The sequence below is a fragment of the Roseomonas elaeocarpi genome (genome assembly GCF_042433915.1).
In the GTDB taxonomy this organism is placed as follows: domain Bacteria; phylum Pseudomonadota; class Alphaproteobacteria; order Acetobacterales; family Acetobacteraceae; genus Roseomonas; species Roseomonas elaeocarpi.
The window spans coordinates 234,185-248,075 of record NZ_JBHLUN010000006.1 but is presented as its reverse complement, the minus strand read 5'-3'; the positions used below and the strand labels follow the sequence as shown (position 1 = coordinate 248,075).

At 72.4% G+C, this 13,891-nt stretch carries 15 protein-coding genes; 5 read left to right on the top strand and 10 right to left on the bottom strand.

Translation table 11 applies throughout. The annotated features are described in order from the left end of the window. Positions 1 to 32: 32 nt before the first annotated feature. Entirely contained in the window at positions 33 to 1,904 is a 1,872-nt protein-coding gene (locus ACFFGY_RS09695) for an ATP-binding protein (RefSeq protein WP_377044273.1), read from the bottom strand. Positions 1,905 to 1,948: 44 nt separating this feature from the next. Between ACFFGY_RS09695 and ACFFGY_RS09690 the strand changes: the two genes are divergently transcribed. Beyond that, positions 1,949 to 3,259, top strand: a complete 1,311-nt coding sequence (locus ACFFGY_RS09690) for a glycoside hydrolase family 71/99-like protein (protein ID WP_377044272.1) — start codon at positions 1,949 to 1,951, stop codon at positions 3,257 to 3,259. Between the two features lie 37 nt (positions 3,260 to 3,296). On the opposite strand, the gene ACFFGY_RS09685 is transcribed toward ACFFGY_RS09690, so the two are convergent. From ACFFGY_RS09685 to ACFFGY_RS09660, 6 genes are read right to left on the bottom strand one after another with little or no spacing between them, the layout of a single operon-like run. Beyond that, entirely contained in the window at positions 3,297 to 4,331 is a 1,035-nt protein-coding gene (locus ACFFGY_RS09685) for an EscU/YscU/HrcU family type III secretion system export apparatus switch protein (RefSeq protein ID WP_377044271.1), read from the bottom strand. A gap of 9 nt (positions 4,332 to 4,340) precedes the next feature. Then, positions 4,341 to 5,117, bottom strand: a complete 777-nt coding sequence (locus tag ACFFGY_RS09680; protein WP_377044270.1) for a flagellar biosynthetic protein FliR — start codon at positions 5,115 to 5,117, stop codon at positions 4,341 to 4,343. A gap of 5 nt (positions 5,118 to 5,122) precedes the next feature. Continuing rightward, entirely contained in the window at positions 5,123 to 5,398 is a 276-nt protein-coding gene (locus ACFFGY_RS09675) for a flagellar biosynthetic protein FliQ (protein ID WP_377044269.1), read from the bottom strand. Between the two features lie 44 nt (positions 5,399 to 5,442). Then, entirely contained in the window at positions 5,443 to 5,757 is a 315-nt protein-coding gene (gene fliE / locus ACFFGY_RS09670) for a flagellar hook-basal body complex protein FliE (protein ID WP_377044268.1), read from the bottom strand. After that, positions 5,754 to 6,164: a flagellar basal body rod protein FlgC gene (gene flgC / locus ACFFGY_RS09665; RefSeq protein ID WP_377044267.1), complete on the bottom strand. Its 411-nt coding sequence runs from the start codon at positions 6,162 to 6,164 to the stop codon at positions 5,754 to 5,756. Before flgC ends, fliE begins: the two co-directional genes overlap by 4 nt. Positions 6,165 to 6,176: 12 nt before the next feature. Continuing rightward, positions 6,177 to 6,536 carry a flagellar basal body rod protein FlgB gene (locus ACFFGY_RS09660; RefSeq protein ID WP_377044266.1) on the bottom strand — a complete coding sequence of 120 codons (360 nt, stop codon included), beginning with the start codon at positions 6,534 to 6,536 and terminating at the stop codon, positions 6,177 to 6,179. A gap of 172 nt (positions 6,537 to 6,708) precedes the next feature. On the opposite strand from ACFFGY_RS09660, the gene ACFFGY_RS09655 reads away from it, so the two are divergent. The 3 genes from ACFFGY_RS09655 to fliP are packed head-to-tail and all read left to right on the top strand — an operon-like array spanning position 6,709 to position 7,992. Next, entirely contained in the window at positions 6,709 to 6,963 is a 255-nt protein-coding gene (locus ACFFGY_RS09655; protein ID WP_377044265.1) for a hypothetical protein, read from the top strand. 40 nt (positions 6,964 to 7,003) lie between these two features. Then, positions 7,004 to 7,252, top strand: coding sequence for a flagellar biosynthetic protein FliO (locus ACFFGY_RS09650; RefSeq protein WP_377044264.1), 249 nt, complete (start codon positions 7,004 to 7,006; stop codon positions 7,250 to 7,252). Then, positions 7,249 to 7,992: a flagellar type III secretion system pore protein FliP gene (fliP, locus tag ACFFGY_RS09645; protein WP_456316156.1), complete on the top strand. Its 744-nt coding sequence runs from the start codon at positions 7,249 to 7,251 to the stop codon at positions 7,990 to 7,992. Before ACFFGY_RS09650 ends, fliP begins: the two co-directional genes overlap by 4 nt. Positions 7,993 to 8,041: 49 nt before the next feature. On the opposite strand, the gene ACFFGY_RS09640 is transcribed toward fliP, so the two are convergent. Both ACFFGY_RS09640 and aspS read right to left on the bottom strand, forming a co-directional pair. Continuing rightward, complete coding sequence (locus tag ACFFGY_RS09640) at positions 8,042 to 8,770, bottom strand: cell envelope integrity EipB family protein (protein ID WP_377044262.1); 729 nt, start codon at positions 8,768 to 8,770, stop codon at positions 8,042 to 8,044. 217 nt (positions 8,771 to 8,987) lie between these two features. After that, entirely contained in the window at positions 8,988 to 10,862 is a 1,875-nt protein-coding gene (aspS, locus tag ACFFGY_RS09635) for an aspartate--tRNA ligase (RefSeq protein WP_377044261.1), read from the bottom strand. A gap of 280 nt (positions 10,863 to 11,142) precedes the next feature. On the opposite strand from aspS, the gene rnd reads away from it, so the two are divergent. Next, positions 11,143 to 12,327: a ribonuclease D gene (rnd, locus tag ACFFGY_RS09630; protein WP_377044260.1), complete on the top strand. Its 1,185-nt coding sequence runs from the start codon at positions 11,143 to 11,145 to the stop codon at positions 12,325 to 12,327. Positions 12,328 to 12,376: 49 nt separating this feature from the next. On the opposite strand, the gene ACFFGY_RS09625 is transcribed toward rnd, so the two are convergent. Further along, entirely contained in the window at positions 12,377 to 13,885 is a 1,509-nt protein-coding gene (locus tag ACFFGY_RS09625) for a Ppx/GppA phosphatase family protein (protein ID WP_377044259.1), read from the bottom strand. Positions 13,886 to 13,891: the final 6 nt, after the last annotated feature.

The window sequence follows — 13,891 nt, the reverse complement described above, 5'->3', positions numbered from 1 at the left end:
CGTTCTCTATATGTTCACTTCCGGCGGGTCGTTCAACCATTTTCCTGCACCGGCTGCGACACCGCGGCGCGTATCTGCTCGACCAGTTCGCGCGGGCGGTAAGGCTTGGTCACGAAGCGCACTTGGGGTTCCAGTGCCCCGCCATCCAGCGCTGCTTCGGCATAGCCGCTGACCAAAATCACCGGCAGGTCGGGGTGGCGCAGACGCACCTCGCGCAGCAGGGTGACGCCGTCCATGCCGGGCATCGCGACGTCGGACACGAGAACATCCGGCACGAAGCCCGCGAACAGCTCGTCCAGCGCTTCCTCGCCCCCTTCAGCCGCACGGACCTCCATGCCGGCCGCTTCCAGCGCACCGGCGGCGAGGCGGCGCAGCAGCGCCTCGTCCTCGGCCAGCAGGACCCGGATCGGCGCGGCACTCGGCAGGGGGGTGACGGCGGGCGCCTCGGCCGCGGCGGGCGCCTCGCCCTGGTGGCGCGGCAGGAAGATACGGAAGGTGGTGCCCTCGCCCGGCTGGCTGGTGACCTGCAGCGCGCCGCCCGACTGCCGCACGATGCCGTGCACGGTGGCCAGGCCCAGCCCCGTGCCGCCTTCCTCGCCGCGCGTGGTGAAGAAGGGCTCGAAGATGCGGCCCAGCAGCTCGGGCGGGATGCCGGGGCCGCTGTCGGCCACCGAGATCACAGTCCAGCGGCCGGGCGGCAGCGGGTCGGGCTCACCCGGCTCCTCGCGGATGGCGACGGCGGATTCGGTGGCGATGCGCAGCTGCCCGCGCGCCCCCATGGCCTGCCGGGCATTGCGGGCGAGGTTGAGCACCACCTGGTCGAGCTGTACCGGGTCCACCAGCGCCCGCCGGCCGGGGGCGTTGGGTTCCAGCACCAGTTGCACGCCGCGGCCCAGCAGCGGGCGCAGCAGGGCACGCATGCCCTCGATCGCCTCGTCCAGCACCAGCACGCGCGGTTCCAAGTGCTGCCGCCCGGCGAGCGCCAGGAGGCGGCCCACCAGCGCCGCGCCGCGGTCGGCCGCGGCCAGCACCGGCTCCAGCCCTTGCGCCAGTCCTTGGGTCAGCTCCTGGGTCGACTTCCGGGCCACCTCTTGGCCCCCCCTTTGGGCCACCCCCTGACCGCCCCCCTGGGCCAGTCCTTCCGCGCCCTGGGCTTCCTCGGTGAGGAGGCGCTCGCGGGTTTCCTCGGTGGCCGCGACGATGATGGCGAGGAGGTTGTTGAAGTCGTGCGCGATGCCGCCCGCCAGCTGCCCCACGGCACGCAGGCGCTCGCCCTCCTCGGCGCGTTCGCGGAAGCGGCGGCGCTCCGACAGGTCCTCGATCAGCAGCACGCGGTTGCCGCGCAACAGAGGGCGCAGGGTGCAGGCCGCCTCGGGCGGGCGGCTGCCTACCGGTGCAGCCAGCGCGGCTTCCAGCGTGGCGGAACCGCCGGCGGCCAGCCATTGCCGGGCCGCCGCGCGCGCCGCCGGGTCGAACAATTGTTCCGCCGGCATCGGCGCGACGGCCAGCGCCGGCCCCAGCAGCGCCCGAAGCGCGGGGTTGAGGGCGGTGACGGTGTTTCCGGCGTCGATCAGGGCGGCGGGGCAGGGCACGGCGTCGAACAGGCTGCCGAAGGCGCTCTCGCCGCGCCGGCCCAGGCGGTTCGGCAGGGCGCCGGCCCAGCGATTCGGCGCGGAGCGGCCAGGGGCCGGGGCATCGGGCAGGCGGGGTGGCGGATGGTCCGACCGGCCAGCCGCCGCGCCACCACCGGCTGGGAGCGGGTCGATGCCATGGCTAATGCCAGGGACGGTGCCAAGGGTGATGATGGGGGTGGCGGCCGGGACGCGGCCCAGGAACTGGCGCAGGGCGCGGCGCCACCCGCCGGAACGGCCGGCGCCGGGCGCCCCTCCCTCTTCCGCAGCCAAGCCCCGACTCCCACTCTATTCGCCGACGCATGGTGAGGGCGAGGATGCGGGGACGCAACATCTGGACCGTGATGGCCCTGCTGGTGGGCCTGACGGGAGCAGGGCTGCCGGGGTTCGGCGCCCCGGGGCTGCCCGGGCTGGGGCTGATCGGGGTGGCGCGGGCCGAGGGCCTCGATGGCACCGTGATCATGGGCTACCAGGGCTGGTTCGGCTGCCCCGACGACCCGGAAAGCCTGGGCCGCTGGGGGCACTGGATGCGTGAGCAGCCAAACAACCAGCCGCCGCGGGCCAGCGTAGACATGCTGCCCGACGTGTCGGGAATGCCGGAGGCCGCGCGCTGCGACACGCCGCTGCGCGACGCGCAAGGCAAGGTGATCCAGGTCTTCTCGCAGCTGCGGCCGGCGACGCTGGACACGCATTTCGCCTGGATGCAGCGCTACGGCATCGGCGCGGCGATGGTGGCGCGCTTCGCCATCGGCATCGGCACGCCGCCCTTCGCGGCCACGGACCGCACGCTGCGGCTGGCGCTCGACGCGGCGGAGCTGCACGGGCGACACGCCTTCGTCTCCTACGACCTGACGGACCTGTCGCAGGACAAGGTCGACGCAGTGGTGGAGGACCTGCGGCGGCTGCGGGCCGAAGGGCTGCTCGACCGGCCGGGCTGGCAGCGCCACCGCGGCAAGCCGGTGATCGACATCTTCGGCCTGGGCACGCCGGGCATCCACTTCGACGCGGCGCATGCCCGGGCGCTGCTGGAAGGCCTGCGCGCCACCGGGCCGCTGACGGTGATGGGCGGCGTGGGAGCGGGCTGGCGGACGCTGGGCGCGGCGTCCCGCAAGGAACCGGAATGGGCGGCGATCTACCGTTCCCTCGACATCATCAGGCCCTGGCCTGTCGGGGCCTTCACCGACGATGCCGGGGCTGACCGCTTCCTGCGGGATTACGTGATCCCCGACCTCGCGGAAACGCGGCGGCTGGGGATCGGCTACATGCCGGTGGCGATGCCGGGATTCTCGGCCATGAACCTGAAGACCCTGGCCGGAAACCATGGGCCGGTGAACCAGATCCCCCGCCGCTGCGGCGACTTCTACTGGCACCAGGTCCGCAGCCTCCTCGGCGCCGGGGTGACGATGCTGCAGGCCGGGCAGTTTGACGAGGCCGACGAGGGCACGGCGATGATGCCCTTCCGGGCCGACGTGCCCGCCGACGCGCGGGGGCAGCCGCTGTTCCTGTCGCGCGACGCGGATGGCTGCGCGCTGCCGGCGGACTGGTACCTGCGGCTGGCGCAGGAAACGGCGCGGGCACTGCGCAGCGGCCACGTGCCGGGACCGATGCCGCAGCCAACGGAACGGTAAGCGGAGGGCTTGGGCTCCGGCGCCTCAGCCCGGCGCCTCAACCCCGGCGGCGCCACACGAAGGCGATGATCTCGGCCACCGCGGCGTAGTGCTCTGGCGGGATCTCGGTGTCGAGCTCGATCTTGTAGAGGGCACGTGCCAGCGGCGGGTTGGCCATCAGCGGCACGCCAGCGTCGCGTGCCGCCTCGCGGATGCGCGCGGCCATGGCGTCCACGCCCTTGGCCACGATGCGCGGCGCGCCGCCGCCCTTCTCGTAAGCCAGCGCCACGGCGTAGTGCGTCGGGTTGGTCACCACCACCGCCGCCTTGGGCACCGCCGCCATCATGCGCTTGCGCGAGGCCTGCTGCTGCAGCTGCCGGCGCTTGGCCTTGATGTGGGGATCGCCCTCGCTGTCCTTGTGTTCCTCCTTCAGGTCCTCGCGGCTCATGCGCAGCTGCCGCAGGTGTCGGAAGCGGACCCAGGCGAAATCGGCACCCGCCAGCACCACGAGCGCCGCCAGCGTGGCGAGCAACAGCCGCTCGAGCTCCGCGGACATCAGCCCGCCCAGAACACCCGGCGGCATCAGCAGCGCGTCGCGCAGGACGGTCGGGGCGGGCAGCACCGCCCAGAGCGCGGCAGCCACCACCACGAGCTTGAGCACCGCGCGGAGCAGCTGCACCCCGCCCTGGATCCCGAACAGGCGCTTCAGGCCGGAGAGCGGCGACAGGCGCGATAATTGCGGCGTCAGCCCGCGCGCGCTGAACATCCCGCCCGTCTGCGCCAGCGTCGCCGCCACACCGCCGAGCGCAGCAGCGCCCGCCACCGGCAGCACCGCCAGCAGCGCCGGGCGCAGCAGCCCCCAGGCCTCGCCCGGGGCCAGGGTGGAGGACTGCGCCAGCAGCCCGCGCATGGCGCGCATCATCTCGGTGCCGGCCTGGGGCAGCAGGGTGGTGATCGCCACCGCCGCCAGCGCCAGCGCCGCCACCGAGGCGGCATCGTGCGACAGGGGAACCTGCCCCTCCTCGCGCGCCTTCTGCAGGCGCCGGGGAGTCGGGGCTTCCGTCCGGTCCTCGGCCTCCGAATCGCCCGCCACGGCTCGGCCTCAGCCGAGACCGGGCAGGCTGGCCCAGCCCTGCCGCAGCGCGTCAAGGAAGGCCGCCAGCAGCGGCCCGGCCAGGATCGCCAGCAGCGCCATGCCGCCCAGGATCTGCCCCGGCGCCACCAGCACGTTGACCTGCACCTGCGGCGCCACGCGCGACAGCAACCCGCTGGCGAGGTTGACCAGGAAGCCCGCGAGAACGAAGGGCGCGGCCAGGCGCAGCGCCAGTTCCAGCATACCGGCACCGGCCGCCAGCCAGGCCTCGGCAGCCTCGCCCGCCGGCCAGGGCGCGCCCGGCGGCAGCACCGCGTAGCTGCCGGCCAGCGCCTGCAGCGGCACGGCGTAGAGCCCGGTCGAGAACAGCAGCACCGCCGTGGCGAGGCTGCCCAGCCGCCCGAGCACCGCCGCCTGCGCGCCCATCTGCGTGTCGGGCGCCAGCACCGAGGCGATGCCCATCACGATCGCCACCACCTGCAGCCCCGCGGCCAAGGCCAGCGAGGCCACGCGGGCGAGACCGCCGAGCCAAAGGCCGGTCAGAACCTCCAGCACGAGGAGGCGCAGAAGCGCCGGGACGCCCGGGGGTTCCGCCGGCAGCACGTCGCCCAGCACCGGCAGCAGCAGCGGCACCAGCGCCAGGCCCAGGAGCAGGCGGACGCGGGCGGGGATCTCGCTCTCGCCCAGGCCGGGCAGCACCATGGTGGCGGCGCCCATGCGGGCGAAAAGCAGCACCGCCGCGAAGGCCAGCGACGGCAGACGCGCCAGGAACTCCGCTTCCGACACGAAGGTCAGCCCGCGCCGCCCAGGGCCACCATCCGGTCGAACAGGCCAGTCGCGTAGGCGCGCAGGACCCCCACCATGAAGGGGCCCAGCAGCAGCAGCCCGCCGCCGCACACCGCGAGCTTGGGCAGAAAGGCCAGCGAGGCCTCCTGCACCTGGGTCATCGCCTGGAACAGCGCGACCACGAGGCCCGCCGCCAGCATCGCGCCGAGCAGCGGCCCCGCGAGCTGCACCGCCACCCAGAGGGTTTCGCGCAGCGCGCCCGACAGCACGTCACTTTCCACCGTCGCATCCTCCGTCCTGGGGGCTTGCCACGATGCCGAAGGGGTCAGATCGGCATCCGCATGATGTCCTGGTAGGCGGCCACGACCTTGTCGCGCACCGCCACCGCCGTTTGCAGCGTGAGCTCCGCCTTGGACACGGCGAGCACCACGTCGGTGACGCTGCCCTGCCCCGTCAGCGCCTGGGTGGACGCCGTGTCGGCCTGGTGCCCGGCCTCCACCGCGCCCTGCATGGCGCGGGTCAGCACCGAGCCGAAGCTGTCCGCCGTGCCAGTGACGCCGGCAGTGGCGTCCCCGCCCGGCTGCGTTGCCGCGCGATAGGCCGAGAGCGCGGTGCTGACGGCGCCGACCGAGCCGGTCATCCGCGCAGCGCCTCGATCGTGCGCGTCAGCATCCCGCGCGTGGTTTCCAGCACGCTGAGGTTGGCGCTGTAGGAGCGGTTGGCCTCCCGCATGTCCATCATCTCCACGAAGCTGTTGACGTTGGGGGTGCGGACGTAGCCCTGCGCGTCGGCGGCCGGGTGCGAGGGCTCGTAGCGCGTAGGGAACTCGGCCGCGTCGGTGCCGACGCGCGACACCCGCACGCTTTCCTCGCCGGTGGCGCGGTCGACGCTGTTGCTGAAGGTCACGGTCTTGCGGCGATAGGGATCGGCGCCCGGCGCGTTGCCGGTGCTGTCGCGATTGGCCAGATTCTCCGCCACCACGCGCAGCCGGGTGGACTGCACGCTCATGCCGGCGGCCGAGATGCGCAGCGCGCGGTCGAGGTCCACGGCGATCCTCCCTTACCGCTGCCCGAGGGCGGTGCGGAACATACCCATCCAGGAATTGCGCAGCCCGGTGGCGAGCTGGTGCGCCGTGTCGGTCTCGGCGACCTTCAGGGCCTGATCCTCCAGCGAAACGGCGTTGCCGTCCGGCGCTTCCTCGGTCGCGCGGCGGTCCGACACCACGCGCCCCTGCCCCGCCCCGCTCGGCTGGATGTGCCCGGCCTGGGTGGCGGCCAGCGCCGGTCCGGCGGTGCCTGCCAGGACCTCGGCAAAGGGGGTGACGTCGCGCGCGCGGTAATGCGGCGTGTCGGCATTGGCGATGTTCTGCGCCAGCACCGATTGCCGGCGGTCCAGCCAGCGCAGCCGTTGTTCGGCCAAGGCAAGAGGATCGTTGCGCGTCGGGTCCATGCCGGCACTGTGCCGTCGAGAGATGAAGGCTCCGTCAACGGCGCGACGGTTCGGACCCATCCCGGCGCGACAGATGGAAAGGAGGAACGAAACGAGGCGGCGGAAACCGGTTGGCAAGGATTGCGGGCGCAGGCTGGCCCCGATGCAGAACAACCAGCCCCAACAGCATCGCGACGCGGTGCGTGCGGCCATCCAGGCGATGCAGGGCACGCTGACGGTGGCCGACGCGCTGCTGCGGCACGGGCGCGCCATCGATCTCGCGGGCCTCGATGGGGAGGTGGTGCGGATCTGCGCCGCCGCCCTGGCGCTGCCCGCGGCGGATGGCAGTGCCCTGCGCGATGACCTGGCGCTGCTGCTCGAACAGACCGTGGGGCTGGAGGCGCAGCTGCGCCGCTGAACCCGCTTTCCTTCCTGCTGGCAAAAGGCCGCGATGGAACATGCTTTCGACCTCGACACTGCTGCTCAGCGCGGGGGCCCTGCTGGGTATCCTGGGGCTGTTGTGGCTCCTCGCGCGCGGCGCGCGCTTCGCCGGGCTGGCGCAAGGCGGCCCTGGCAAGCGGATCGCGATCCAGGAGAGCGCCGTGCTGGATACGCGGCGGCGGCTGATCCTGGTGCGGGTGGACGGGCGTGAGGTGCTGCTGCTCACCGGCGGCACGCAGGACAGCGTGGTGGGGTGGCTGCCGTGAGCCCGCGTTACCGGTGGGTGCTGGTGGCGTCGCTGCTGCTGCTGCCCGTGCTGGCAATCCCCGCCGCGGCGCAGTCGGTGTCGATCGACCTGGGCGCCTCGGGACAGGCGGGGGCGACCTCGCGGCTGGTGCAGCTGACGGCGCTGATCGGACTGCTGTCGCTGGCGCCCTCGCTGCTGGTGATGGTGACGGCGTTTACGCGCATCACCATCGTGCTGAGCCTGCTGCGCTCCGCCATCGGCGCTTCGGGCGTGCCACCCAACACCGTGCTGGTGGGGCTGTCGCTGTTCCTGACCTTTTTCGTGATGCAGCCGGCGATGGAGCGGTCCTGGGAGAGCGGGCTGCAGCCGATGATCCAGGGCCAGATCAACGAGATGGAGGGGCTGCAACGCTCCGCCGAGCCGTTCCGCGCCTTCATGGCGGCGAATGTGCGCGACAACGACCTCGCGCTGTTCCTCGATATGGGTCGGCTTCCGCCCTCGGAACCTGCGGCGGCGCCCTGGCGGGCCCTGGTTCCGGCCTTCCTGGTGAGCGAGCTGCGGCGCTCCTTCGAGATCGGCTTCCTGTTGTTCCTGCCCTTCCTGGTGATCGACCTCGTGGTGGCGTCGCTGCTGATGTCACTGGGCATGATGATGCTGCCGCCCAGCGCCGTGGCGCTGCCGTTCAAGATCATCTTCTTCGTGATCGTGGATGGCTGGCGGCTGGTGGCGGGCAGCCTCGTGCAGGGCTTCGCGAACTAGCGCAGCCCCTGTGGACCGGAGGGATCATGCTCCCTCCGGCCAGGCGCGATCAGCAGTGCGACGGAATGGCGTCCAGCTTTTCCAGCACGCCGTTCACGGTGAACTCGCCGAAGTCCATCTTCATGTCGTCGGCCACGCCGTTGCTGTAGTAGCGCAGGCCGACCTCGTAGTCGGGCGTCGCGGCGCCGCTGCCGTTGCCGTCCTTGCCGAAGAAGGAGATCCGCATCCGGCCGCTGGGCAGGTTCGCCAGCAGCGGGAAGCGGGGGCTGGCGGGGCCCTGCGCGTTCCAGCCGAGCAGGAAGGTGCTGCTGTCCTGCGCCCCGTCCTCGTCGGTGCCGTCCATCAGCGGCGCCAGCATCAGCTTCTTGCCGCTGCGCACCGCGTCGATGGCGTGGATGGTGTGCATCATCGGAAAGAGCGTGCCCGCCGGCATGGCCACGTCCTTCTTCTCGGGCTGCTCGTAATGGATGGTGCCCGAACCGTCGGCCGATCGCGTCGCCTCGCCCTCGACGCGCTGGCTGACGGCGCCGCCGCTGCTCTGCGTCATCGAGAAGCGCAGGGTGTGGCCGTCCTTGCTCTCGTAGGTCGAGTAGTCCGACGCCGTTTCGACCTGCTGCCCGTCACGGTTGATGATCTGCAGCGTCAGGCGCTGGCGCGTGGTCCAGCCCTCGCAGGCATCGAGCACCTCGAACAGCATGGCGCCCTGGACGCCCATGATGTCGCTGTTCTCGCGGGTGCGGTCCAGCGTCAGCCGATAGGCCGCGCGATGCGCCGCCATCGCTTCAGCCCCCGGGATGTGCTCGGGGTGCGCAGCGCCGGCCGGCGCTGCGCCGGGCTGAGCCGCGCCAGGTTGGGCGACGCCGGAGGCCGCAGGAGGGGCGGCCTGCGGAGCGACGGGCGCCTGGGCGAACGCCGGCCCCGCCATCAAAGCGATGGCGAGGGTAGAAACGTGACGCAGGCGCATCAGGTGATCCTTGTGAACAGCCAACGCCTATCTAGGCATTCGCCTTGGGGGCGGAAGCCTCGGGCGCAGCCTTCGGTGTTTCCTTCTGTGACGACCCGCCCGGCACCGTGCCCCCCGCGGAGGCGGCAGGCTTGGCTGGCGGCAGGTCGAGCCTGATGGAAAGCTCCTTCAGCCGCGCGGGTTCCACCGGCGCGGGCGCGCCCATCATCAGGTCCTCGCCACCCTGGTTGAGCGGGAACAGGATGACCTCGCGGATGTTGGGCTCGTCGGCCAGCAGCATCACCATGCGGTCGATGCCCGGGGCCGAGCCGCCGTGCGGCGGGGCGCCGTAGCGGAAGGCGTTGAGCATGCCGCCGAAGCGCGCCTCGACCTCGTCGGCCGAGTAGCCGGCGATCTCGAAGGCGCGGATCATGATGTCGGGACGGTGGTTGCGGATGGCGCCCGAGCTCAGTTCGATACCGTTGCACACGATGTCGTACTGGAAGGCCTTGATCTCCAGCGGATCCATGGAGTTCAGCGCCTCGAGCCCGCCCTGCGGCATGGAGAACGGGTTGTGGCTGAAGTCGATCAGCCCGGTTTCCTCGTTCAGCTCGTACATCGGGAAGTCCACGATCCAGCAGAAGCGGAACTCGCCCCCCTCGATCAGGCCCAGCTCCTCGCCCAGCCTGGTGCGGACCTTGCCCGCGAACTTCGGCGTCTCATCCTTCTTGCCGGCGGCAAAGAACACCGCGTCGCCGGGCTGGAGGTTGCAGGCGGCCCGGATCGCCTCGACGCGCTCGGGCTCCAGGTTCTTGGCGATCGGGCCCTTGGCGCCGTCGGCCGCGAACTGGATGTAGCCCAGGCCCCCGGCGCCCTGCGCGCGGGCCCATTCGTTGAGCTTGTCGAAGAAGCCGCGGGGCTTGTCGGCCGCACCCGGCGCCGGGATGGCGCGCACGATGCCGCCACCCGCCACGACCTTGTTGAACAGGCCGAAGCCGGAATCCCGGAAGGGCTCCGTCACGTCGGTGATCTTCAAGGGGTTGCGCAGGTCCGGCTTGTCGGAGCCGTATTCCAGCATCGCCGTGTCATAGGCGATGCGCGGGAACGGGGTGTCCGTGACCTTCCGCCCGTTGCCGAACTCCTGGAACACGCCCGCCATCACCGGCTCGATCGCGGCGAAGACGTCTTCCTGGGTGACGAAGCTCATCTCGAAGTCGAGCTGGTAGAACTCGCCCGGCGAGCGGTCGGCGCGCGCGGCCTCGTCGCGGAAGCAGGGCGCGATCTGGAAGTAGCGGTCGAAGCCCGCCACCATGCAGAGCTGCTTGAACTGCTGCGGCGCCTGGGGGAGCGCGTAGAACTTGCCCGGGTGGTTGCGCGCCGGCACCAGGAAGTCGCGCGCCCCTTCCGGCGAGGACGCGGTCAGGATCGGCGTCTGGAACTCGACGAAGCCCTGCTCGATCATCCGCCTGCGGATCGAGGCGATCACGCCGGCGCGGAGCAGGATGTTGCGGTGCTGCTTCTCACGCCGCAGGTCGAGGAAGCGGTAGCGCAGGCGCAGGTCCTCGGGGAATTCCTGCTCGCCCGCCACCTGGATCGGCAGCACCTCGGCCGCGGACTGCACCGCCAGCTCGCGCACCCGCAGCTCGACCTCGCCGGTGGGCAGGCGGGGGTTCACGGTAGAGGGTTCGCGCAGCACGACCTCGCCGGTCAACGTCACCACGCTCTCGGGGCGCAGGGCGTCGGCGGCCTCGAACACGGGCGAGCCCTGCGCCACCACGCACTGGGTGATGCCGAAATGGTCGCGCAGGTCGAGGAAGAGCAGTCCCCCGTGGTCGCGCTTGCGATGCACCCAGCCCGAAAGCCGGGCAGTGCTGCCGGCGTCGGTGGCGCGCAGCGCGCCGCAGTTATGGGTGCGGTAGGCGTGCATGGGGAAACACCCTGGATCAGTGAGGCTGGAAAACGGAGCGGGCAGGAAGGGGATCGGGGGCGGTGCTGTCAAGCCTGCCGGGCGCTTGCCTGCTCCGTTCGGCCGGGAACGGCGTGTTCCTGATGGGCCGGCAACAGAATGGACCCCCTTCGGGCCGGAGAACCAAGGGGATTTACGCCCCGCCCCACCAGCCCCGCCGGGCACCGCCACCGGCATGACGAGGCATTTACCCGCCGGGCCACGATGGACCTTGCCCCGGCGCCCCCCTAGAAACACCGGAATGACCCGCCGTCCCCAGCACCGCGACGCCACCCCGACGCTGATCACCGACACCGAAACGCTCGCCGCCCTTTGCGCCCGCCTGCGCGAGGAAGCCTTCGTGACCGTGGACACCGAGTTCATGCGGGAGCGGACCTACTGGCCGGAGCTGTGCGTGGTGCAGCTGGGCGGTGAGGCGGACGTGGCGGTGGTGGACGCCCTGGCCCCCGGGCTGGACCTGGCCCCGCTGGGCGAGCTCATGGCCGATCCCAAGGTCATCAAGGTGTTCCACGCCGCGCGGCAGGATGTGGAGATCTTCCTGCTGCGCTTCGGCGACACGCCCAGGCCCATGTTCGACACTCAGGTGGCGGCCATGGTGGCAGGCTTCGGCGACCAGGCCTCCTACGACAGCCTGGTGCGGGCCCTGGCGGGGGCGCAGATCGACAAGGCACACCGCTTCAGCGACTGGGCGGCCCGCCCGCTCTCGCCGGCGCAGATCACCTACGCCGCGGCCGACGTGACGCACCTGCGCCGCGTCTACGTCGCGCTGCGCGACCGGCTGGAGCGCGAGAACCGGCTGGACTGGGTACGCGAGGAGATGGCGGCGCTGACCGAGCCCTCGACCTATCGCACCGAGCCGGAGAGCGCCTGGGAGCGGCTGCGCCCGCGCACCACGAACCGACGCTTCCTGGGCGCGCTGCGCGCCGCCGCCGCCTGGCGGGAGCGCGAGGCGCAGCGCGTCAACGTGCCCCGCCAGCGGCTGGTGCGTGACGAAAGCCTGCTGGAGATCGCGGCCACCATGCCCGCTGACGCGGCGGCCCTGGCGCGGGCGCGCGGCGTGTCGGAAGGCTTCGCGCGCGGCAAGTCCGGCGCCGGGCTGCTCGCCGCCCTGGCCGAGGCCAGGGAGCTGCCCGAGGAGCTGCTGCCCGAGCCGCCCAAGGACCGCGTCGGCACGCCGCCCTCGCCGGCGCTGGTGGCGCTGCTCAAGGTGCTGCTGGCCGCCAAGGCGGAGGAGCACCACGTCGCGCCCAAGCTGATCGCCAACAGTGAGGAGCTGGACCGCATCGCCTCGGAGGACGAGGGCGAGGTCCCGGCGCTCACCGGCTGGCGGCGCCGGGTCTTCGGCGAGGACGCGATCGCGCTGCGCTCAGGCAGGCTGGCGCTGGGCGTCGATGGCAAGCGGGTGCGCCTGATCCCGGCGGGGTAGCCCGCCCGGCCGCCGCGGAAGCGGCGGAGCCGCTGAACGGCTTCCGCGGTCAGCCCTCGACCAGTTCCGCCCGCAGGTTCAGCGCCGTCGCCAGCCCTTCGAGGCGGCGCAGCGCGCCCTCGCCGGCGAAGAGGCCCTTGCCCGCTTCCAGCGTCAGGCGCAGCGTGCCGTCCATCACCGACAGGGCCGAGGCGCGCAGCAGCGCCAGCGTGCCCCCCGACAGCGTATAGGCCAGCCGCAGCGCGGCGCCGAGCAGCTCGGCCTGCCGCACCTCGGCCGCCCCCAGGAGGGCGCGGGCCGGGGCGAGTGCCACGGGGTCGGGCGCGGCCTCGTAGCGCAGGGCCACGGCCAGGGCCAGGAAGGCGCGGGCATGGTGGTCCAGCCCGACGCCCGGCTGCCGCAGGATGCGCAGGAAGGCCTGCTCGGCGCGGTAGTCGGGATGATCGTGGCTGCCGACGTCGGACAGCCAGCAGGCGGCCTCGCGCAGGGCGCGCTCGAAACCCGTTTCCCGCGGAAACAGCGGCGCGGTCCAGTTGATCAGGGCCGGCGGCAGGGTCTCGTCGCGACCGAAGCGGGCCGACATCTCCAGGCTGGCGGCGAGCAGCGGGTCCTCGGCCCGCACTCCTGCCTCCAGGCGCCGGGCGTACCAGCCCTCGCGCAGCCCGTTGGCGCTGAACACCACCCGGTCGGCGCCGCTGGCCCGCAGGAGGCGGCGCAGCGCCACCGCGGCGAAGGGCAGGTCGGCGGCGCGCCTGGCCTGGGCGCCGGGCAGCTTTTCCAGCTGCGCCTTCTTGCTGGCGATGATCAGGGCGCAAAGGTCGCGCGCTTCCTCGCGCGGCAGCACGTAGTGATGCACGATCGAGAGCGGGTAGTGCGTCTGCGACATGTGGATCTTGGCCATGGCGCGCCAGGCCCCGCCCACCAGGTAAAGGTCCCGCCCCTTTCCGCCGGCGAGCCAGGGCACGGTGGCGAGGTCGGCCTCGGCGATGGCGCGGGCCTGGGTCACGTCGCCCCCCGCCCGCTCCGCCAGGCGGATCACGCCCAGTGGCAGGCTGGCGGAGTTCCGGGCTTCGCCATCCCGCAGGTCCACCACCTCCAGCGAGCCGCCGCCGATATCGCCCAGGATGCCGTTCGCCTCGGGGAAGCCCAGCAGCAGGCCCTCAGCCGACATGCGGGCCTCGCCCTCGCCGGTCAGGATGGTGACGGGCACCTCGGGCAGGCGTTCGCGCAGGCGGGCGGCGAAGTCCGGGCCGTTGCTGGCGTCGCGCATCGCCGCGGTGGCCAGGATCTCCATCGCAGGCGCGCCCATCGCCGTGGCGACGGCGTGGTAGCGGGCGAGCACCGTGAGCGCCTGCTCCACCGCCGCCTCGTTCAGCCGGCCCGTGCTCTGCAACCCGCGGCCCAGGCCCAGCACCGCCTTCTCGTTGAAGATCGGAACCGGGTTCCGGCCCAGCCCCTCGAACACCACCAGGCGCACGGAGTTGGAGCCGAGATCGACGATCGCGCTGCGCGGGGGGTGCTGCGGGGCCTGGAGGGCGGCGGAAGCGAGACCGTCCATACGGTT